20 protein-coding genes are annotated in these 19,338 nt (G+C 58.3%); 15 read left to right on the top strand and 5 right to left on the bottom strand.

Annotation, left to right across the window (positions count from 1 at the left end; genetic code table 11):
- Positions 1–5 precede the first annotated feature (5 nt).
- Genes nuoL through ACR0AA_RS03240 form a run of 6 tightly spaced genes read left to right on the top strand, consistent with a single transcriptional unit; the run spans position 6 to position 8,450 of the window.
- On the top strand, positions 6–2,189 hold the full coding sequence (gene nuoL / locus ACR0AA_RS03265; RefSeq protein ID WP_480755439.1) for an NADH-quinone oxidoreductase subunit L: 2,184 nt from the start codon (positions 6–8) through the stop codon (positions 2,187–2,189).
- The gene (locus ACR0AA_RS03260; protein ID WP_480662748.1) at positions 2,189–3,733 is read left to right on the top strand and encodes an NADH-quinone oxidoreductase subunit M; all 1,545 of its coding nucleotides are present in this window, start codon (positions 2,189–2,191) and stop codon (positions 3,731–3,733) included. The genes nuoL and ACR0AA_RS03260 overlap by 1 nt, the downstream gene beginning before the upstream one ends.
- A gap of 15 nt (positions 3,734–3,748) precedes the next feature.
- Positions 3,749–5,191 (top strand): NADH-quinone oxidoreductase subunit NuoN, encoded by a 1,443-nt coding sequence (gene nuoN / locus ACR0AA_RS03255; protein WP_480662750.1) that lies wholly within the window; start codon positions 3,749–3,751, stop codon positions 5,189–5,191.
- 54 nt (positions 5,192–5,245) lie between these two features.
- The gene (locus ACR0AA_RS03250) at positions 5,246–5,995 is read left to right on the top strand and encodes a biotin--[acetyl-CoA-carboxylase] ligase (RefSeq protein WP_480662752.1); all 750 of its coding nucleotides are present in this window, start codon (positions 5,246–5,248) and stop codon (positions 5,993–5,995) included.
- A gap of 11 nt (positions 5,996–6,006) precedes the next feature.
- On the top strand, positions 6,007–6,786 hold the full coding sequence (locus ACR0AA_RS03245) for a type III pantothenate kinase (RefSeq protein ID WP_480662754.1): 780 nt from the start codon (positions 6,007–6,009) through the stop codon (positions 6,784–6,786).
- Complete coding sequence (locus tag ACR0AA_RS03240; RefSeq protein WP_480755438.1) at positions 6,783–8,450, top strand: ribonuclease J; 1,668 nt, start codon at positions 6,783–6,785, stop codon at positions 8,448–8,450. Before ACR0AA_RS03245 ends, ACR0AA_RS03240 begins: the two co-directional genes overlap by 4 nt.
- Before the next feature lie 23 nt (positions 8,451–8,473).
- Here ACR0AA_RS03240 and ACR0AA_RS03235 read toward each other — a convergent pair whose 3' ends face one another.
- The gene (locus tag ACR0AA_RS03235; protein ID WP_480755437.1) at positions 8,474–9,175 is read right to left on the bottom strand and encodes an NUDIX hydrolase; all 702 of its coding nucleotides are present in this window, start codon (positions 9,173–9,175) and stop codon (positions 8,474–8,476) included.
- A gap of 13 nt (positions 9,176–9,188) precedes the next feature.
- Positions 9,189–9,587, bottom strand: a complete 399-nt coding sequence (locus ACR0AA_RS03230) for a DUF983 domain-containing protein (protein WP_480662759.1) — start codon at positions 9,585–9,587, stop codon at positions 9,189–9,191.
- Positions 9,588–9,776: 189 nt separating this feature from the next.
- On the opposite strand from ACR0AA_RS03230, the gene ACR0AA_RS03225 reads away from it, so the two are divergent.
- From ACR0AA_RS03225 to ACR0AA_RS03210, 4 genes are read left to right on the top strand one after another with little or no spacing between them, the layout of a single operon-like run.
- Positions 9,777–10,244: an EF-hand domain-containing protein gene (locus ACR0AA_RS03225; protein ID WP_480662760.1), complete on the top strand. Its 468-nt coding sequence runs from the start codon at positions 9,777–9,779 to the stop codon at positions 10,242–10,244.
- Positions 10,245–10,250: 6 nt separating this feature from the next.
- Positions 10,251–10,865, top strand: coding sequence for an RNA polymerase sigma factor (locus ACR0AA_RS03220; RefSeq protein WP_480755436.1), 615 nt, complete (start codon positions 10,251–10,253; stop codon positions 10,863–10,865).
- A complete protein-coding gene (locus ACR0AA_RS03215; protein WP_480662763.1) occupies positions 10,858–11,211 on the top strand; it encodes a hypothetical protein in 354 nt (117 codons plus the stop codon). The genes ACR0AA_RS03220 and ACR0AA_RS03215 overlap by 8 nt, the downstream gene beginning before the upstream one ends.
- Complete coding sequence (locus ACR0AA_RS03210; protein WP_480662765.1) at positions 11,208–11,681, top strand: periplasmic heavy metal sensor; 474 nt, start codon at positions 11,208–11,210, stop codon at positions 11,679–11,681. The genes ACR0AA_RS03215 and ACR0AA_RS03210 overlap by 4 nt, the downstream gene beginning before the upstream one ends.
- 5 nt (positions 11,682–11,686) lie before the next feature.
- Here the strand turns inward: ACR0AA_RS03210 and ACR0AA_RS03205 are convergent, their stop codons facing one another.
- Positions 11,687–13,075 carry a diguanylate cyclase gene (locus tag ACR0AA_RS03205; RefSeq protein WP_480662767.1) on the bottom strand — a complete coding sequence of 463 codons (1,389 nt, stop codon included), beginning with the start codon at positions 13,073–13,075 and terminating at the stop codon, positions 11,687–11,689.
- Positions 13,076–13,162: 87 nt separating this feature from the next.
- Here ACR0AA_RS03205 and ACR0AA_RS03200 point away from each other — a divergent pair, with 87 nt between their 5' ends.
- The 5 genes from ACR0AA_RS03200 (at position 13,163) to ACR0AA_RS03180 (ending at position 17,539) form a co-directional block, all read left to right on the top strand.
- The gene (locus ACR0AA_RS03200; RefSeq protein WP_480662769.1) at positions 13,163–13,447 is read left to right on the top strand and encodes a DUF3572 domain-containing protein; all 285 of its coding nucleotides are present in this window, start codon (positions 13,163–13,165) and stop codon (positions 13,445–13,447) included.
- 25 nt (positions 13,448–13,472) lie between these two features.
- Positions 13,473–14,165 carry an HAD family hydrolase gene (locus ACR0AA_RS03195; protein WP_480662771.1) on the top strand — a complete coding sequence of 231 codons (693 nt, stop codon included), beginning with the start codon at positions 13,473–13,475 and terminating at the stop codon, positions 14,163–14,165.
- Positions 14,166–14,285: 120 nt separating this feature from the next.
- Positions 14,286–15,845, top strand: coding sequence for a trimethylamine methyltransferase family protein (locus ACR0AA_RS03190; protein WP_480662772.1), 1,560 nt, complete (start codon positions 14,286–14,288; stop codon positions 15,843–15,845).
- Positions 15,846–15,965: 120 nt separating this feature from the next.
- Positions 15,966–16,553, top strand: coding sequence for a heme NO-binding domain-containing protein (locus ACR0AA_RS03185; RefSeq protein ID WP_480662774.1), 588 nt, complete (start codon positions 15,966–15,968; stop codon positions 16,551–16,553).
- Positions 16,550–17,539, top strand: coding sequence for a GGDEF domain-containing protein (locus ACR0AA_RS03180; RefSeq protein WP_480662776.1), 990 nt, complete (start codon positions 16,550–16,552; stop codon positions 17,537–17,539). Before ACR0AA_RS03185 ends, ACR0AA_RS03180 begins: the two co-directional genes overlap by 4 nt.
- Positions 17,540–17,595: 56 nt before the next feature.
- Here the strand turns inward: ACR0AA_RS03180 and ACR0AA_RS03175 are convergent, their stop codons facing one another.
- Together ACR0AA_RS03175 and ACR0AA_RS03170 are read right to left on the bottom strand one after the other, a co-directional pair.
- Complete coding sequence (locus tag ACR0AA_RS03175; RefSeq protein ID WP_480755435.1) at positions 17,596–18,294, bottom strand: CbiX/SirB N-terminal domain-containing protein; 699 nt, start codon at positions 18,292–18,294, stop codon at positions 17,596–17,598.
- 71 nt (positions 18,295–18,365) lie between these two features.
- Positions 18,366–19,298 (bottom strand): AEC family transporter, encoded by a 933-nt coding sequence (locus ACR0AA_RS03170; protein WP_480755434.1) that lies wholly within the window; start codon positions 19,296–19,298, stop codon positions 18,366–18,368.
- Positions 19,299–19,338: the final 40 nt, after the last annotated feature.

Below are 19,338 nucleotides of genomic sequence, written 5' to 3'. Positions count from 1 at the left end.
AGAACATGGAAACCACCATCCTCTTTGCCCCGCTGGTGGGCGCGCTGATCTGCGGTTTCGGCTGGCGGTTCATTGGCGAGAAAGCCGCCATGTGGACCGCGACAGGTCTGCTGTTTCTGGCCTGTCTGCTCAGCTGGATCGTCTTTTTTAGCTTTGATCCGTCGGCTTACCCCGGTGGCTCCTACTCGGTGCCCGTTCTGCGGTTCATTGAAAGCGGCTCGCTGTCGACCGAATGGGCGATCCGACTGGACCGGCTGACCGCGATCATGCTGATTGTGGTGACAACGGTTTCGGCCTTCGTGCACCTCTATTCCTTCGGCTACATGGACCACGATCCACAATGGCGCGAAGGCGAAAGCTATAAGCCACGGTTCTTTGCCTACCTGTCCTTCTTTACCTTCGCGATGCTGGCGCTGGTGACGGCAGACAACCTCGTGCAGATGTTCTTTGGCTGGGAAGGCGTGGGCGTCGCATCCTACCTGCTGATCGGATTCTACTATCGCAAACCGTCCGCGAACGCTGCGGCGATCAAAGCGTTCGTTGTAAACCGCGTGGGTGACTTTGGCTTTGCGCTGGGAATATTCGCGCTGTTCTTCCTGACCGACAGCATCAACTTCTCGGACGTTTTCGCCTCGGCGCCGACTTTGGCCGAGACGCAGCTGAATTTCCTTTGGGGTGAGTGGAACGCCATCGAAGTCATCTGTGTGCTTCTGTTCATTGGCGCGATGGGTAAGTCGGCCCAGCTGATCCTGCACACATGGTTGCCGGACGCGATGGAAGGCCCGACACCTGTGTCCGCTCTGATCCACGCTGCGACTATGGTGACTGCAGGTGTCTTCCTGGTCTGCCGCATGTCGCCGCTGATGGAGTTCGCGCCGGGTGCGACCGGGTTCATCACCGTGCTGGGGGCCTCGACCGCGTTCTTTGCCGCGACCGTGGGTCTGGTGCAAACTGATATCAAGCGCGTCATTGCGTATTCGACCTGTTCGCAGCTTGGCTACATGTTTGTGGCGGCTGGGGTTGGCATGTACTCGGCGGCGATGTTCCACCTGTTCACGCACGCGTTCTTCAAGGCGCTTTTGTTCCTTGGCGCGGGTTCGGTGATCCATGCCATGCACCATGAGCAGGAGATGACCGAGTACGGCGGGTTGCGGAAAAAGATCCCGTATACCTTCTGGGCCATGATGATCGGAACGCTGGCTATTACCGGCGTGGGCATTCCGCTGACGACGATTGGTTTTGCCGGGTTCCTGTCCAAAGACGCCATCATCGAAAGCGCCTATGCGAGCGGTTCCAGCTATGGCTTCTGGATGCTGGTGATCGCGGCTGCGTTCACCTCGTTCTACAGCTGGCGCCTGATCTTCCTCACGTTCTACGGCGAGCCGCGCGGTGACAAGCACACCCATGACCACGCGCATGAAAGCACGATGACCATGCTGGTCCCGCTTGGCGTGCTGTCCTTGGGAGCTGTCTTCGCCGGAATGATCTGGTACGGCAACTTCTTCGGCCATGCGGACAAGGTCGGCAAGTTCTATGGCATTCCCGTCGCCGAGGCGTCAGAACACGCCGAAGCCGGTGATCACGGAACGGCTGACGCGCACAGTGAGGACATTGCCCACACGGATGAGGGCCATGCGGACGATAGCCACGCCGATGCAGGCCACGCCGAAGAGGGCGCGCAGGGCGATAAGGCCGCGAAAGGTGGCGATCACCACTATGTCTTTGCCGGTCAGCCGGGTGAGGGTGCGATCTTTATTGCGCCGGACAACCATATTCTGGACGACGCACATGCTGCTCCGAAGTGGGTCAAGGTTTCTCCGTTTGTCGCGATGCTGCTGGGCTTTGTTGTGGCGTATTGGTTCTACATTGTGAACACCACGCTGCCAGCGCGTCTGGCACAGAACCAGCGTCCCCTTTACCTGTTCCTGCTTAACAAATGGTACTTTGACGAGATCTATGACGCGATCATCGTCAAGCCCACGGTGGCGCTTGGCCGATTCCTGTGGAAACGCGGCGATGGCAACACTATCGACGGCTTCCTGAACGGTGTCGCCATGGGCGTTGTACCCTTCTTCACCCGCCTCGCAGGCAAGGCGCAGACGGGCTACATCTTTACTTACGCCTTCTGGATGGTTCTGGGCATCGCCGCCCTGGTCACCTGGATGTCGATCGGCGGAGGCGCACAATAATGGATAATATCCTCTCCATCGTCACCTTCATCCCCGCAGTGGCAGCAGGCATTCTGGCCCTGTTCCTGCATGGCGATGATGTGGCCGCGCAGCGAAACGCAAAATGGGTCGCGCTGGTGGCTACCACGGTGACATTCCTGGTTTCGATCGGCATCTATACGGGCTTTGATCCATCCAATACCGGCTTCCAGATGGTGGAAGAAGGTGAGTGGTTGATGGGCCTGAAATACAAGATGGGTGTCGACGGGATCAGCGTTCTGTTCGTGTTGCTGACCACCTTCATCATGCCGCTGACCATTCTGGCCAGCTGGCAGGTCACCGACCGCGTCAAGGAATACATGATCGCCTTCCTGCTGCTGGAAACGCTGATGCTAGGTGTGTTCATGGCGCTGGATCTGGTGCTGTTCTACCTGTTTTTCGAAGCGGGCCTGATCCCGATGTTCCTGATCATCGGCATCTGGGGCGGCAAGGATCGCATCTATGCCAGCTTCAAGTTCTTCCTTTACACCTTCCTCGGTTCGGTGCTGATGCTGGTAGCAATGGTGGCAATGTACTCGGATGCAGGTACCACTGATATCGAAGCGCTGATGAGCCACCATTTCTCCTCCGAGGGGTTCAGTGTCTTGGGCATCTATGTCGTCGGTGGGTTGCAGACGTTGATGTTCCTGGCTTTCTTTGCATCCTTCGCGGTGAAGATGCCGATGTGGCCGGTACACACCTGGTTGCCGGATGCCCACGTTCAGGCGCCGACGGCCGGATCGGTCGTGCTGGCAGCAATCCTTCTGAAAATGGGTGGCTACGGTTTTCTTCGTTTCAGCTTGCCGATGTTCCCGGTCGGATCAGCGGTGATGACCGATCTGGTGCTGTGGATGTCGGCAATTGCTGTGGTCTACACCTCGCTTGTTGCGCTGGTGCAGGAGGATATGAAAAAGCTGATCGCATACTCCTCGGTCGCGCATATGGGGTTCGTGACCATGGGCATTTTTGCTGCGAACCAGCAGGGGATCGACGGAGCCATCTTCCAGATGCTCAGCCACGGGTTCATCTCGGCCGCGCTCTTCCTCTGTGTGGGCGTTATCTATGACCGGATGCACACTCGTGAGATCGAGGCTTATGGCGGACTGGTGATCCGGATGCCCGCCTATGCGCTGGTCTTCATGCTGTTCACAATGGCCAATGTGGGCCTGCCGGGCACCTCAGGCTTTATCGGAGAATTCCTGACGCTGATGGGGACCTTCCAGGTCAACACTTGGGTGACGGCTGTGGCCGCGACCGGTGTGATCTTCTCGGCCGCTTATGCGCTGTGGCTGTACCGCCGCGTGGTGTTTGGCGATCTGATCAAGGAAAGCCTCAAGGCGATGACCGACATGAGCTCGCGCGAGCGGCTGATCTTTGCACCGCTCATCGTGATGACCATCCTGCTGGGTGTCTATCCGTCGCTGGTGACCGATGTGATCGGCAATTCAACCGCCGCGCTGATTTCGAACTATGACATGGCTCTGGCCGCGGCTGAGGCTGCGACCCAGTCGGCCGCTTCGCATTAAGGGGGCTTTGGAGACATGATCCAGGCTGATCTGACAATAATCCTGCCGGAAATCGTTCTGGCCGTGTATGCGATGGCGGCGCTGATCGGGGCTGTCTACACGACGAAAGACGGGCTGGCACCATTGCTGGTCTGGACAACAGCGGGCCTGATGGCGTTGCTGGCGATCTGGATTGCAACCAACAGCGACGGCACCCGCGTGGCGTTCAACGGCATGTTCGTGGACGACGGGTTCGCAAGGTTCTCGAAAGTGGCGGTGCTGCTGTCGGCCGCAGCCGTTCTGGTGATGAGCCAGGAGTATATGGCGCGTCGCAACCTGCTGCGGTTCGAATTCCCTTTGCTGGTCGCATTGGCCGCTGTCGGCATGATGATGATGGTCAGCGCGGGCGATCTGATGTCGCTTTACATGGGGCTCGAACTGCAGTCCCTGTCGCTGTACGTCGTTGCCGCGCTACGTAGGGACAGCGCCAAGTCGACCGAGGCTGGCCTGAAGTATTTCGTGCTGGGCGCGCTCAGCTCGGGGCTTCTGCTGTACGGCGCGTCGCTGGTCTATGGCTTTACCGGCACCACGCTGTTCTCGGGTATTATCCAAACTGTCCATCACGGAGACGTCTCGGTTGGCCTGTTGTTCGGCCTGATCTTCCTGATCTCAGGGCTTGCGTTCAAGGTATCCGCCGTGCCGTTCCACATGTGGACGCCGGATGTCTACGAAGGTGCGCCGACGCCGATCACCGCTTTCTTCGCCACCGCGCCGAAAGTCGCCGCGATGGCGCTGTTTGCGCGCCTGATGCACGATGCCTTTGGCGGTATCATCAAGGATTGGCAGCAGGTCATCGTGCTGCTGTCAGTTCTGTCGATGCTGCTGGGCGCGGTTGCTGCGATTGGTCAGCGTGACATCAAGCGACTGATGGCGTTCTCGTCGATTGCCCATATGGGCTATGCGCTGATCGGTCTGGCGGCAGGCACCGAGACGGGCATCAAGGCGATGCTGATGTATCTGGCCATCTATGTGACGATGAATATCGGTACTTTCGCGTTCATCCTGATGATGGAGCGTGACGGCAAACCGGTGACAGATATCGATGCTCTGCGCCAGTACTCGAAGCGTGAGCCGGGCAAAGCGCTTGCAGTACTGATCCTGATGTTCAGCCTTGCGGGTGTGCCGCCGATGCTGGGGTTCTTCGCCAAGTTCGGAGTCTGGCAGGCCGGTGTCGATGCCGGGCTGACCGGGTTGGTGATCGTGTCGGCCATCGCCTCGGTGATCGGTGCATTCTATTACCTGCGGATCGTGTTCTACATGTATTTCGGGGCCGAGAACGAAGATCCGATCGAGACGCATTCCTCGCCAGTTCTGTGGGTCGCCCTGATGGGCTCGGCCGCCTTGATGCTGGTCGGTGTGTTCTATCAGTTTGGTATCGAAGGCGCGGCGGCAGCTGCGGCGGCGACACTTGTCAACTGATACACGTAACTTCTCAACGAGAGGGGCTCGGTCCACGGACCGAGCCTTTTTGACATGACAGACTGGCCACAGGGATACGGCCTGCACGTTCTGCAGGAAGTAGACAGCACTTTAAACGAAGCGGCACGCATCGCGCCAACCACGGCAGGCTCGGTGTGGATCATGGCGCATCACCAGACCGCTGCGCGCGGTCGGCGTGGTCGCGCCTGGGCAAACCCGAAGGGCAATCTGGCCGCGACTTTGTTGATGCGTCCGCAGGGTAACCCGGAACAAGCCGCGCTACGCAGCTTCGTGGCGGCTCTGGCTTTGTTTGACGCCTGCGTGGCAGTCACGGGGCGGGCGGCTGGGCTGTCGCTCAAATGGCCCAATGACGTTTTGCTGAACGGTGGCAAACTGGCCGGAATCTTGTTGGAAAGCACCGGGCAGGGGCGCGGCGTTTCGCATCTGTCCATCGGTATCGGTGTGAACCTTTCCGAAGCGCCCGGAGCGGATGTGGTGGAACCCGGCGCAGTTCGCCCGGTGTCGCTGCTGTCCGAGACCGGTGCCAATGTGACGCCCGAGGATTTCCTGACCGAACTTGCCGCCGCCTACGCCGGATACGAGATCCAGTTCACGACCTACGGATTTGAACCGATCCGTACGGCGTGGTTGGCCCGCGCCGCTAAGCTGGGAGAGGTGATTACCGCCCGTACCGCAGCGTCGGAAACGGTTGGGACCTTTGAAACGGTGGACGCAGGGGGCAACCTTGTCCTAAACACCGCCAAAGGCCGCGTCAGCATTCCTGCGGCGGATGTGTTTTTCTAAAGGAGGCTCAGATGCTTCTGGCTATCGACTGCGGTAACACAAACACCGTTTTCTCGATCTGGGATGGCGAGAGGTTCCTGTGCACCCTGCGCACCTCGACCCACCATGCGCGCACGGCGGATGCCTATTTCACGTGGTACTCGACGCTGGTGAAACACTACGGGATCGAAGCGGAAATCACTGATGTGATCATTGCCTCGACCGTCCCGCGTGTTGTTTTCAACCTGCGGGTCTTTGCGGACCGGTTCTTTGGGTGCCGCCCGCTGGTCGTTGGCAAGCCAGAGTGCTTGTTGCCGATGAACCCGCGCGTTGACGAAGGAACTGTGCCCGGGCCGGATCGCCTTGCCAACGCGGCAGCCGCGTTTGATCGCCACGGCGGCAATGTTGTCGTGGTCGATTTCGGAACGGCAACAAACTTTGACGTGGTCGCGGCAGACGGGGCCTATGTTGGCGGGATTATTGCCCCCGGTGTGAACCTCAGCCTCGAGGCGCTGCACCAGGGGGCCGCAGCTCTGCCGCATATCGATATCACTCGTCCCGAAAAAGTGATTGGCACGAATACGGTTGGCTGCATCCAGTCCGGCGTGTATTGGGGCTATTCCGGATTGATCGAGGGACTGATTTCCCGGATCAAGGCGGAGTACGGAATGCCGATGAAAGTCGTTGGAACCGGTGGGCTCGCGCCTCTGTTCGATCAGGCCGACGTGGGGTTCGACGCAATCGAAGATGATCTGACGATGCACGGGCTGACCGTGATTCATCGCTATAACAAGGACAATGGCTCGATATGAGCAGTGAAAGACTGATCTACCTGCCGCTGGGCGGTGCCGGCGAAATTGGCATGAACGCCTACGTCTATGGCTATGGTAAGCCGGGGCAGGAGAGGCTGATCCTTGTCGATCTGGGCGTCACGTTCCCCGATATGGATACGACGCCGGGCGTTGACCTGATCTACGCTGACATTTCTTGGTTGCAGGAACGTGCGGACCGCTTGGATGCTGTGTTCGTGACACACGCGCATGAGGACCATGTGGGTGCCGTGGCCCATTGTTATGACGCTTTGGGGGCACCGGTTTACGCACGTGCCTTCACAGCGAACATCGCCCGTCGCAAGATGGAAGAATATGGCCACCCTGAGGACGCTGTGCGGACCGTATCCGCGTGGCCGGAACAGATTGACGTAGGCCCGTTTAAGGTTGGTTTTTTGCCCGTCTCTCACTCGATCCCGGAAAGCGCAGCACTGGTGATCGACACCCCTGAGGGGCGGATCGTGCATTCCGGCGACTTCAAGCTGGACGAAAACCCTGTTGTGGGCGAACCGTTTGATCCGGATCTCTGGGCCGAGGTCGCCAAGCCCGGTGTCAAGGCGCTGGTGTGCGACAGCACCAACGTGTTCTCGCCTCATGCTGGCCGTTCGGAATCAGAAGTAGGCCCCGAGGTCACAAAATTGGTCCAAGAGGCCAGCGGCATGGTCGTGGCGACCACATTTGCGTCCAATGTTGCGCGGGTGAAAACGCTGGCGGAAGCCGGCGAAAGGGCGGGGCGCTCGGTCGTTTTGCTGGGCCGAGCGATGCGCCGGATGATCGAGGCCGCAACGGAAACAGGTATTCTGACCGGCTTTCCTCGTGTCGTCAGCGCCGAAGAGGCCGTCGATCTGCCGCGCCAGAACCTGATGCTGATCGTGACCGGCAGTCAGGGTGAACGACGCGCCGCCAGCGCGCAACTTGCAAGGGGCAAGTATCGCGGACTGGAATTGAAAGAGGGCGACCTGTTCCTCTTCTCATCCAAGACCATCCCCGGCAATGAGCGGGGCGTGATTTTCATCATGAACCAGCTCAGCGAAAAGGGCGTCGATGTGGTGGATGACAGCTCAGGGCTGTATCACGTATCCGGCCACGCCAACCGTCCCGATCTTGAGAAAGTGCATGCGCTGATCGACCCGCAGATGGTTATCCCGATGCACGGAGAACACCGTCATCTGCGTGAACATGCCAAACTGGCCGAAGCCGGCGGCCGCACGGGCATTTTGGCGGTGAACGGCACGATGGTCGACCTGTCCGGCAACGCGCCGCAAGTTGTCGATTATATCGAGACCGGGCGGACCTATCTGGACGGGACCGTCAAGATCGGTGCTTTGGACGGCGTTGTGCGCGACCGGATTCGCATGGCGCTGAACGGGCACGTGACAGTTACGGTCATTTTGGACGAAGAGGACGAACCACTGGGCGAGCCGTGGTGCGATACGATGGGGCTGCCCGAATTGGGATCGTCCCGTGCCGCGTTGATTGAGGTTCTGGAAGAGGACTTGAACCAGTTCCTCATGCGGGCCGACGCCAAAACGTTGCGCGATGATGACAAGCTGGAAGAGGCTATGCGCCGGATCGTTCGCCAGACGGCGAAAGCCGAGATTGGCAAGAAGCCAGAAGTGACAACTGTAATCAGTCGAATGAAATAGATGTATCTGAGGGCCATAGGCCCTCAGTCCGCTTCGGGCATGGGATAGCCGCGAAGTTTGAGGAACAGGCTTTCTTCTTCGTTATTCAGAAAGAACGGCACGGAATCCGGTGGTGTCGGGTCGGTGACCCGCGCTGCGATCTCGGCCAGGACAACCTCGGTAATGAAGGGCAGGTCGAATTCACGCGCCCGATCCAGCGGGACCCATTGCAGGTGGGACAACTCGTCCGAAGCGTGGCTGAAATCGTCTAGATCGCCTTGGATCGCTCCAGCGTCGACCAAAAAAAAGCGCGCGTCGAAACGGCGTGGCCGGCCCGGTGGAGTGACCGCACGAAACACGAACTGAAGCGCTTGCGCGGACGGGCGATATCCCATTTTCGCGAAGGCGGCCCAATCATGAGCAAGTGGCCCAACCCAGTTTTCAGGTTGGCCCAGGATCAGCCCGGTTTCTTCCCAAAGCTCCCTGATTGCAGCAGCAGCAAGCGCATTCTGCAACCCTGTCTCGGAACGTTCGGCAAGACGCTCATGGCACAAGGGCGTGAGGTCGGTGGCAAGCCGTACGTCTCCATCGGCAGCGTCGACAGCGCCACCGGGAAAGACAAATTTGTTGGGCATGAAGGCAGCCTTTGCACCGCGCTGCCCCATCAAAATGGTTGGCTTGGTCAGGCGGTCGCGCAGAACGATAACGGTCGCCGCGTGTCGTATTGCCGTTTTGTCGACTGTCATTCGCAGGCCCGGATCACTTAGAATCGTCAAAGCCGTGCATGCGGCGCGCCCATTGATAGGCGACAACAACGCCCTTCAAACGCGGCAGCAGGAACAGCGATAAGGCCGTGCAGCCAAAGGCGAAGATCAGGAACATCGTCAGTGGCTCGGGCCGCCAATGCACATAGGATACATGCAGCGCCGGTGCCAGCAGGTGACCCACCAGCAGAATGGTCAGGTAGGCTGGTCCGTCATCGGCGCGATGGTGGAACAGTTCCTGTCCGCAGTTGGAGCATTCGTCATTAACCTTGAGATAGTTGTGCAGCAGCTTGCCCTCGCCGCATTTCGGGCAACGGCAGCGGAACCCTTTGGCCAACGCAGGCCATGTCGGGCGCTCATCCACGTTTGTGGTATCGATCGTCTGGTCTGTCATTGTGATCTCGTGCCTTCCAATGATGAGTGTATAACGCTTGTTTGATCAACCGGGAAAGGGGGTGCGTCGCTTTGCATCGCCGTGGGGGTTTCAAAAAAGTTTCCTTTCCCGCGACGGAATGTGTGGCCTGTTCCGTTTGAACCTATGTAAGCAGCGGCAATGACGCCGCGAAAACAAGGGAAAAACGTTATGAAAAGCGTCAAGTTCATTCCGGCAATTGTTGTCTCAGCGATGGCAATTACCGGCACATCCGTTTTGGCCGCTGGCCCGAAAGACCGCGAACCTGTGACCTTTCAGGAGTTGGACGCCAACGGCGACGGTCAGGTGACACAGGAAGAAATGCAGCTTCACCGGAATCAGCGTTTCACCGATGCCGACGCCGATGGCGATGGTCAGTTGAGCCTCGAAGAGATGCAGGCCGCAGGCCAGAAAAAGGTCAATGACCGTGTCGCGAAGATGTTTGAACGCCATGACGCCAACAAGGACGGATCTCTGAGCGAGGACGAGTTGCCCAAACCACGCCGTGCTGGCAAGATGTTTGACCGAATGGACGCGAACAACGACGGCGCGATCTCGGAACAGGAATTTGCCGATGCAAAAGAAAAAATGGGCAAGCGCCACAGGAAAGGTGGCAAGGCGAACTCTGACGACAGCTGATGCGGGATGGAGGATCTGACCTCTATACCACAGGACGTTCGCGGCGCGCCATGCGCCGCGGACGAGTCCGGCGACGATGCGCTGCTGAAGCGGTTTGCCGATGGGGACGCCGCTGCAGCGCGGGTGCTCACGGATCGCCTTGCGCCACGCAGTTTATCAGTGGCGCTGCGGTTTCTGGGCAATCGGGCCGAGGCGGAAGACGTCACGCAAGAGGCGATGATGCGCCTGTGGCAGATGGCACCCAAGTGGGAGCCGGGCCAGGCGAAAGTGTCGACATGGCTCTACCGCGTGACATTGAATCTGTGTGTTGATCTGCGCCGAAAAAAGACACCGGACAGGTTGGCTGACGTGCCCGAGCCCGAAGATGAAGAGGCGAGCGCGGCTGAGCGATTGCAGGACGCCGCCCGCAAGGACGCGCTGCAAACAGCGCTGTCGCAACTGCCCGAGCGTCAGAGACAAGCCGTTGTTTTGCGGCATATAGAAGAATTGCCTAACCCGGAAATCGCGGGAATCATGGGCATTTCCGTGGAAGCGGTGGAAAGTCTGACTGCGCGTGGAAAAAGGTCTCTGACCGCGATTTTGGCCGGACGGCGCGATGAACTGGGGTACGACGATGACTGAAGACAAAGACAATCTGGATCTGTTGTTCGCCCAAGCCCGGGAGAACCGCCCGGAACTGCCGGATGACCTAACCGTGCGCATTCTGACGGATGCGGAAGCCGTTCGGCTGGACCGCATGAAGCCTGATCAACCGAAGGCGAAGCCGCTGTGGACACGTGTGCTCGCCGGGCTCGGCGGCTGGCAGGGAATGGGCGGTCTGGTTGCCGCCAGTATGGCCGGCGTCTGGATCGGATTTTCCGCACCGGGGTTTCTTCCTGACCCGGCCAATTACATTTACGCACAGGATGTCAGCTTTGTGGTCGCAGATCTGAGCCTGGATACGAGTTTTCTGGAGGACGCGGAATGAGCGATAATCCCAAACCCAAGAGTCGCTGGATGTCTGTTCTGCTGGTCATCTCGCTGGCTTTGAACCTGCTGGTCGTCGGTGTTGCGCTGGGGACTGTGCTACGGGTCAAAGGGGGCGATCACGCGAAGGCACCGCCGGGCTTCGGGTCAGCGCTCTATCGTGCATTGCCGAAGGACGAGCGTAAAGCCATGCGGGGCGAGCTATTTGATCGCCATAAAAAGGGTGCAAAAACCCGGTCTCAGGATTTTGCAGCGCTCAGTTCGGCTTTGCGGTCAGACCCGTTTGATCCGGCGGCGGTTCAGGCATTGTTGGATCAACAAGCGCAATTCATGGCTGATCTTCAGGATGCCCTGCAAGCGGAATGGTTATCGCGCGTCGTGGCCATGAGCGATGAAGAGCGCCTGATTTATGCGGAGCGACTGGAAGAAGTCGTCAAACGCGGCCCGCATGGGCACAAGAAAAAGGACTGAGTGACTCAGGCCGCGTTCTGCCTGATTCTGACTTGGTTGCGCCCGGCCTTCTTTGCCGCATAAAGCGCTATATCGGCAGATTTGATAACCCGTTCTAAAGGTTCACTGCTGGGCAAAGGTGGGTTGGGCGCCGTCAACCCAATACTGATGGTGACGGGGACCGGGGCAGACGCATCCGGCAGCGTGAATGGCGTCTCGCTGATGCAGTCGCGCAGTGTCTTGGCCAGCTCAATTGCTTTTTCCGGAGAGCTGTCGGGCAAGCCGATCATGAACTCTTCGCCCCCAATCCGTGCAACAAACCCTGCCGATCCAAGGGCGCGCTTCATGCGTTTTGCAGCTTCGGTCAATACAAAGTCACCGCCAATATGTCCAAAGCGGTCGTTGATGGTTTTGAAGTGGTCCAGATCAGCCAGCATGACGACGAAACCGTGCCCAAGCTGTGATGGCTGGCGGGCCATCTGATCTATTGCCCGCATTGCGTAACGGCGGTTGTGCAGTCCGGTCAAAGGGTCGACCCAACTTTCTGCTATCCCGCGGCGCAGCGAGGCGCGCATCTGATCCGTGCGGGCTTTTCGGGCGATTTGGTTCTCCAATCGCAGCAGAACCTCGTCGGCACAAAACCCGCCCATGCAAACGGCATCAGCTCCACGATCCAGCGCTTCGGTTGCCAAAGAGGCGTCGTCCTCCGCCAGAACGGCGATCAACACTGTGTGCCGGGTGGTTCCGCGTGATTTCAGATCGGCCAACGTGCTTAGACCGGGGGTGGTTCTGCCGATTTCGACTACGACCGCGTCCGGAATCAGGCCAGACAAAAGTGCGTGCATGTTCGAAGACACATGTGTCGAAAGGCTGTGGCGTAACCGACCCGACAATGCCTTTTTCCACAAAGCTCCGGTTCGGCAGGTGTGCGCCAGAATGGCCACCCGGGCTGATTTTGGTGCCGCAATCAGGGCTGTGGCTGGCTCGGCGAAACCTATCGGGTGTGATCCGTTGCCGAGCTTCAGGTCCTGTGTTTCAGCGCGAGATCGCAGCAGGCTGCGCACCCGCGCCAACAACAACGTGTCCTTAAACGGATGTGCCAGAACATCATCCAAACCATCGGCGAGCGCCTTCAACCTGGCCGCCTTGTCATTTTGCGGTGCGATTGCGACGACCGGTACGTCCGCCAGGTCCGGATCTGCCATCAGCAACTTTTTGACGTCAGCGGCTGTGCCGTCTGGCAACGTCTGCGCAACCAGAACCAGATCGGGGCGCGTGCGCCGCAGCAGCCCGGCCAGACCGTGCAGCTTTTCCGCCTGAACGACGTGATACCAGGCCGCAGTAAGCTGAACCTTCAGCATTATGCGATTGGTCGAAGTCCCGTCGAGGACAAGGATGGTTCCCTGCACGGACATATCAGTCACCGTTGATTGCATGCGTTGCCAAAGTGTTTATGAGTCTGGTTAACAAACCCTTTCCAAGCACACGTCCGAGGCCTCTTTATGCCGATCACCGCCCAATCTGCCGAAACGCTGGCCCTGAATGTCCTTGGGTGGCTGGTCGGGAACGATGAACTGTTGCCCGTTTTTCTTGGGTCGACGGGTGCATCAACCGACGACCTGCGGGAAAGGGCTGCGGAGACTGAGTTCCTGAGTTCCGTCCTTGAATTCTTGATGCTTGACGATTCGTGGGTGATCGCCTTTTGTGACGTCAACTCCGTGCCCTACGACCTGCCGGGTCAAGCGCGGACGGTATTGTCCGGTGGTAGCGACGTTCACTGGACCTGATCCAAACTTCTGACAGGAGCATGCAATGCCCATCGACGCGATCTTGTTCGACAAGGACGGAACTCTGTTTGATTTTGCGAACACATGGGGCGGCTTCGGTCGCAGTTTGATGGAAAGACTGTCAGGCGGTGATCCCGAGCGTGCAGCGGAACTGGGTCGGGCCATCGGGTTCGATCCGGTCACTGCGGAATATTCCGAAGACAGCATTGTCATCGCTGGGACCGTGGAAGAGATCGCCGAGGCGCTTGCTCCATACTTCGCAGACACGCCGCGTGATGAGCTGATTGACGTGCTGAACACGGAATCAGCGACGGCCCCCCAGGCACCGGCCGTCCCGTTGATTCCTTTTTTGGAGGGCCTCAGGCAAGCCGGTCTCAAGCTGGGTGTGGCGACGAATGACGGAGAGGTGCCCGCGTTGCAGCACCTGGCGTCTGTGGGCATTCGCGATCACTTTGAATTCGTCGCCGGTTACGACAGCGGTCATGGGTTCAAGCCCGGTCCCGGTCAGTTGATCGCCTTTGCCGCTCATGTCGGCGTCGATCCGTCGCGCGTGGCCATGGTGGGGGACAGCCTTCATGATCTGCAAGCCGGGCGCGCCGCCGGGATGACCACAATTGGCGTTCTGACAGGGTTGGCTCCGGCCGAGGTTCTGGCGCCGATGGCGGATGTGGTGTTGCCGGATATTGGTCACATTCCCGATTGGTTGGCGGCAAATTGATCTGCTTCGGACCGATTTCGACGGTCCGGGACATAAAACCGACAGAGTTTGTCGCAGACAGAACGGCGATTGCACCGGCTTCCGGGCTTGCTTGGGGAAAGCAAGTTCCGGAGGTTTCCAATGGCTGACACACAGACTCGCAAACGCCGGGGTGGGGGACGGGCCGGCGCGGCGGCGCGCAGGGGCAGTGCGGTGATCGACCAGATGCCGTGGAACCCGCCGGTCAATATCGACAAACCCACCGAACCGCTGGATCAGTCCGGGATCGAAGCGATACATGACGGTGCAATGCGCATCCTCGAAGAGATCGGCATCGAGTTCTACAACGAAGAAGCCATCGGTATTCTAAGAGAGGCCGGTTGCACGATTGACGGTGACAACGTCCGCATGGGCCGGGACTTTGTCATGGAAATGGTTGCTAAGGCCCCGTCGAAGTTCTCGATCACGCCACGAAATCCCGACCGGACGATTGAGGTTGGTGGCAAAACCATGCTGTTCGGAAACGTGTCGTCTCCACCAAACTACTGGGATCTAGAGATCGGCACCAAGGTGGCTGGTAACCGTGAGATGTGCCGGAACCTGCTGAAGCTGACGCAATATTTCAACTGCATCCACTTTGCAGGCGGATACCCAGTCGAGCCGGTCGATATCCACGCAAGTGTCCGGCATCTGGACGTTCTCTATGACAAGCTGACGCTGACTGATAAGGCGATGCATGCCTATTCGCTGGGCAAGGAACGCGTCGAAGATGTGATGGAGATGGTCCGGATCGCCGGTGGTCACAGCCATGAGGAGTTCGAAGCGACTCCGCGCATGTATACGAATATCAATTCGACCTCGCCATTGAAACACGACCATCCGATGATTGACGGCTGCTTGCGTCTTGCGCGGCGCGGGCAGGCGATTGTCGTGACGCCGTTTACGCTGGCTGGGGCGATGGCTCCTGTGACGATGGCTGGCGCGGTTGCGCAATCGCTGGCCGAGGCGCTGTGCGCAATCGCCTTGTTCCAGTATGTCCGTCCCGGAATTCCCTGTGTTATCGGGACGTTCACGTCCAATGTTGATATGAAATCGGGTGCCCCTGCGTTTGGCACACCGGAATACATGCGCTCAACCCAGATGACCGGGCAAATGGCGCGGTACTACGGTCTGCCGATGCGGTCTTCGGGCGTCTGCGCGGCGAACGTGCCCGATGGTCAGTCCGTGTGGGAGACATCGAACTCTCTATGGGCTGCGGTGCAGTCGGGAACCAACATGGTGTACCACGCAGCCGGATGGTTAGAGGGCGGCCTGATCGCCAGCCCCGAGAAATTTATCATGGATTGTGAAATACTCCAGCAAATCCAAAGGTATATGCAGCCTGAGATTACCGCGACCGGCCCGGATGAGATTGCACTGGATGCAATCAAGGCGGTTGGAAACGACGGACATTTCTTTGGCATTCAGCACACGCAGGATCGATACACCACTGCATTCTATCAGCCGTTCCTGAGCGACTGGAAAAACTACGAAGGGTGGGATGTGGCGGGCGGCATCTGGACCGCCGAACGCGCCCATCACATGTTCAAGGAAATCATCACCAGCTTTGAACCTCCGGCAATGGACGAGGGCATCCGGGAGGAACTGGCTGACTTTGTCGCACGCCGCAAGGCCGAAGGCGGAGCTCCGACGGATTTTTAGTTTAGGCGCAACGACTTCAACATGGCGCCTCTGTCAGATTGTCACCAATACGGTGCGAATTTTGGCTATTTATTAAGGATTGTCTGACCAGATTGGAGGGAAACCAATCTGGGGCATCTCATGCATGGTCTGATCAATCGGGCGATACAATCCTTTGTATGCGCGACCTACGGGCAACCCTGCTGGCTGCGGGTGACCGAGGTGGCAGGTCTTGGCTTTACCGAATTCGAGGCGATGCTGGTCTACGAAGACGAAATGACAACGCGGGTTCTGGATGCGCTTTGTGCGGACCTGAACCGCCCACGCGCGGAAATTCTGGAAGACCTGGGAACCTATCTGGTTTCGCACCCCAATATGGAAGACCTGCGCCGTCTGCTGCGTTTTGGCGGTGTTAATTACGTTGAGTTTCTGCATTCTCTGGATGATTTGTCAGACCGGGCGAGGTTGGCCGTCTCGGACCTCCGTTTGCCGATGCTGGAGCTTCGGGAGGTCTCTCCGGCGGAATATCAGTTGTTCTGTTACCCTGGCCTGCCGGGCTATTCCAGCGTGATGGTCGGCGTGTTGCGAGCGGTTGCGGATGACTATGGGGCGCTGGCCATGCTGGCGCATGATGGGCAACACGGCGACGCCGAGGTCATCTCGATCGTTTTGGTGGAAAGTGCCTTTACCGAAGGCCGACATTTCGATCTGGGGGCGCGCAAATCATGATTGAAGCCGCCGAACTGTCTGCACTGCTGGATACCCTGTGCCCTATGTTCGTGTTGGTGGATAAACGGGGCAAGATTGTAAATGCCGGGCCGACGTTGCAAAAACTGCGCCCGGATGAGCCGATGCAGGGCAAGGACTTTTTGGACGTGTTCGAACTGGTTCGACCACGAACCGTGACCACAATCCCGGCTATGCTGTCTCTGGCCGGAGGGAAGGTACATCTGAAATTGCACGACGAACCGCGCACCGCGCTGAAGGGGTTGATCGCACCACTCCCCAATGGACACGGAGCCATCATCAACTTATCCTTCGGGATTTCGGTACTGGATGCGGTCCGGGACTACGCTCTGACCAGCGCGGATTTCTCGGGGACAGATCTGGCGATTGAACTACTGTATCTGGTTGAAGCGAAATCAGCCGCGATGGAAGCTTCGCGGTCTTTGAACCTGCGATTGCAAGGCGCCATGCTGGCCGCTGAAGAGCAGGCGGTTACGGACATGTTGACGGGGTTAAAAAACCGTCGCGCAATGGATGTGGTTCTGGGGCACCTGATCTCTGGCAATTTTGCCTTTGCGCTCATGCATTTGGATCTGGATTTCTTCAAAAGCGTCAATGACCACCTGGGTCATGCGGCTGGAGACTTTGTGTTGCAGCAAGCCGCCCGGATTATGGAAGAAGAAACGCGAAATGAGGATACGGTTTGTCGCATTGGTGGCGATGAATTCGTTATTGTTTTTAAGAGCCTAGTCGACGAAAGTATTCTCTCCGATATTGCGTCGCGCCTGATCGGCCGTTTGCGCCAGCCTATAATGTTTGAAAACACCCCGTGCCAGATTTCAGCCAGCATCGGAACGGCGCTGTCCACGCAGTTTAGTTCACCCAATGCCGCAGAACTGCTGAACGCTGCGGATCAGGCGCTGTATGAGGCGAAACGGCGAGGAAGGTCGCGGCACTGCTTGTACTCGACGCTTGTTGAGCCTGAGTGAAAACTTAGTTCGCATACAGTTTTCATCCGAGAAAACTGCGCAGGATACACATTCGATCAATTCTGCGAAAAAGCTTTGGTCAGAGAGTTCGCGATATGGCGTTTGATCGTGGGGAGTTCGCCGACCACGGGCATCACGTGCCCGCTGAAATCAGCGCGATCCAGCTCTTGCGGAACGTCATCCAGAACATGACCACCTGTGCAGGCAAAGAAGGGCAGGCATAAGGCCTGATCGCCGGCGCCCGACGCCGCCTCGGATATGGAAGGGGCTTGCTCAACAAAGCCAGGGCGGATGGAGCGGAAGGAAATAAACTCCGCCAATTCCTCCGAAAACGCGGTGGCTACTTCAGATGGATTGCGACTGCGGCCAGAACCGTGCGCGGCCAGAACAAGATCAGTCGCAGTAGCCTCCCAATGCCGGTCCGACAGGGTATCGCGCAATGATTTCGCGACCAACGCGGGCAAATCAGGATCGACACCCAAAGGGTCCAGAATTCTGATATCACGGTCGCCCAATCGTTTGGGCAGAGCGCTTGTTACGAACCATCCCTTAGCCATGAAAAGGGGATAGATTACAGTGTCTTCCGGAAGTTCGTTCAGGCGAGCTTCCAGCATTTCCGGCGCCGCAAGCGTAGCCGAGTGGATGCTGACCCCATCGCAATATCCATCGACCTCGGCAGCATAAGTTGCCAGCGCCGCCTCGGCGGGATCGGGGTCAGAGGGTTGACCGTGGGCGACGATAAGTGCGTGCGGCATTAAGGAGAGTCCTGTCTGTTTTTTCGATAGGTGATTTGCGATGCAACAAAGTCAAGCCATAGCCATTAACGCTAGCCCAACAATGTCAGCCATAACCAGACGGTCAGGATCGAGACAGCAGTTCCGACCAGAACCGATGAGGCCGCAACCCTTTTTGCCCGCCCATACATATTGGCAAAGATGTAAGCGTTAAAGCCGGGTGCCATGGCAGCGTTCAGCACGCCCGACCGGAACAAATCCTGTGGCAGACCAACCGTTGAGCCGAATAGCCAAACCAGACCGGGATGCAGCATCAACGAAACGGCACAGACAAAAGCAATGGCACGCAGGTCTCCTTCGGGTTTGTATTTTACCAGCACGCCACCCAGCGCGAACAGCGCCCCGGGCAGTGCGGCGCGGGTCACAAGGCCCAGTGCTTCGTCCACGACTGCGGGCACGCCTACGCCCGACAGGTTGACCACAAATCCTAATGCGATGCCCAGGATCAATGCGTTGCGGAACATGGCGGACAGAATGGATTTGACCATGCGCGGGCCGCCGTGGCCCCGGTTTCGTATCACCTCCATAACCGTGATGCCGACGCCATAACAAAAGGGCGAGTGGAAGGCGATGATCGCGTAGTTGCCGGTCAGGTTTTCAGGGCCATACGCGCGCTCCGTGATCGGCAGGCCCAGCAGAACCGAATTCGAGAACAGGCAGCAAAACCCGATGGCAACACAGTCTTCCCAATCCCGGCCAAAGATAAAACGCGCGCCTAACAGGCCGGCAGTGAAACACAGGCCAGCGGCGGTATAAAAACTTGCCAGAAGTCGTGGATCAAAGCTGGCACTCAGGTCCAGATGCGAGATTGCAAGGAACAGCAGGCAGGGGATCGCAAAACCCTGGGTAAACTTCATTAACCCGTCAATGTGGATTTCCTTGAAGTACCCCGACCGGGTCGAGGCATAACCTGCTCCGATCACAAGGAAAACCGGTAGGATGACGTTGATCAGGCTTTGGAGCATCTCACCACATTGCAGGCTGCGCTGACACAAGGCCGCCGCG

The sequence above is a fragment of the Ruegeria sp. CE8 genome (genome assembly GCF_056537465.1).
Note: the sequence above shows the minus strand (reverse complement) of the source record. Positions and strands in the feature narration are given on the sequence as shown.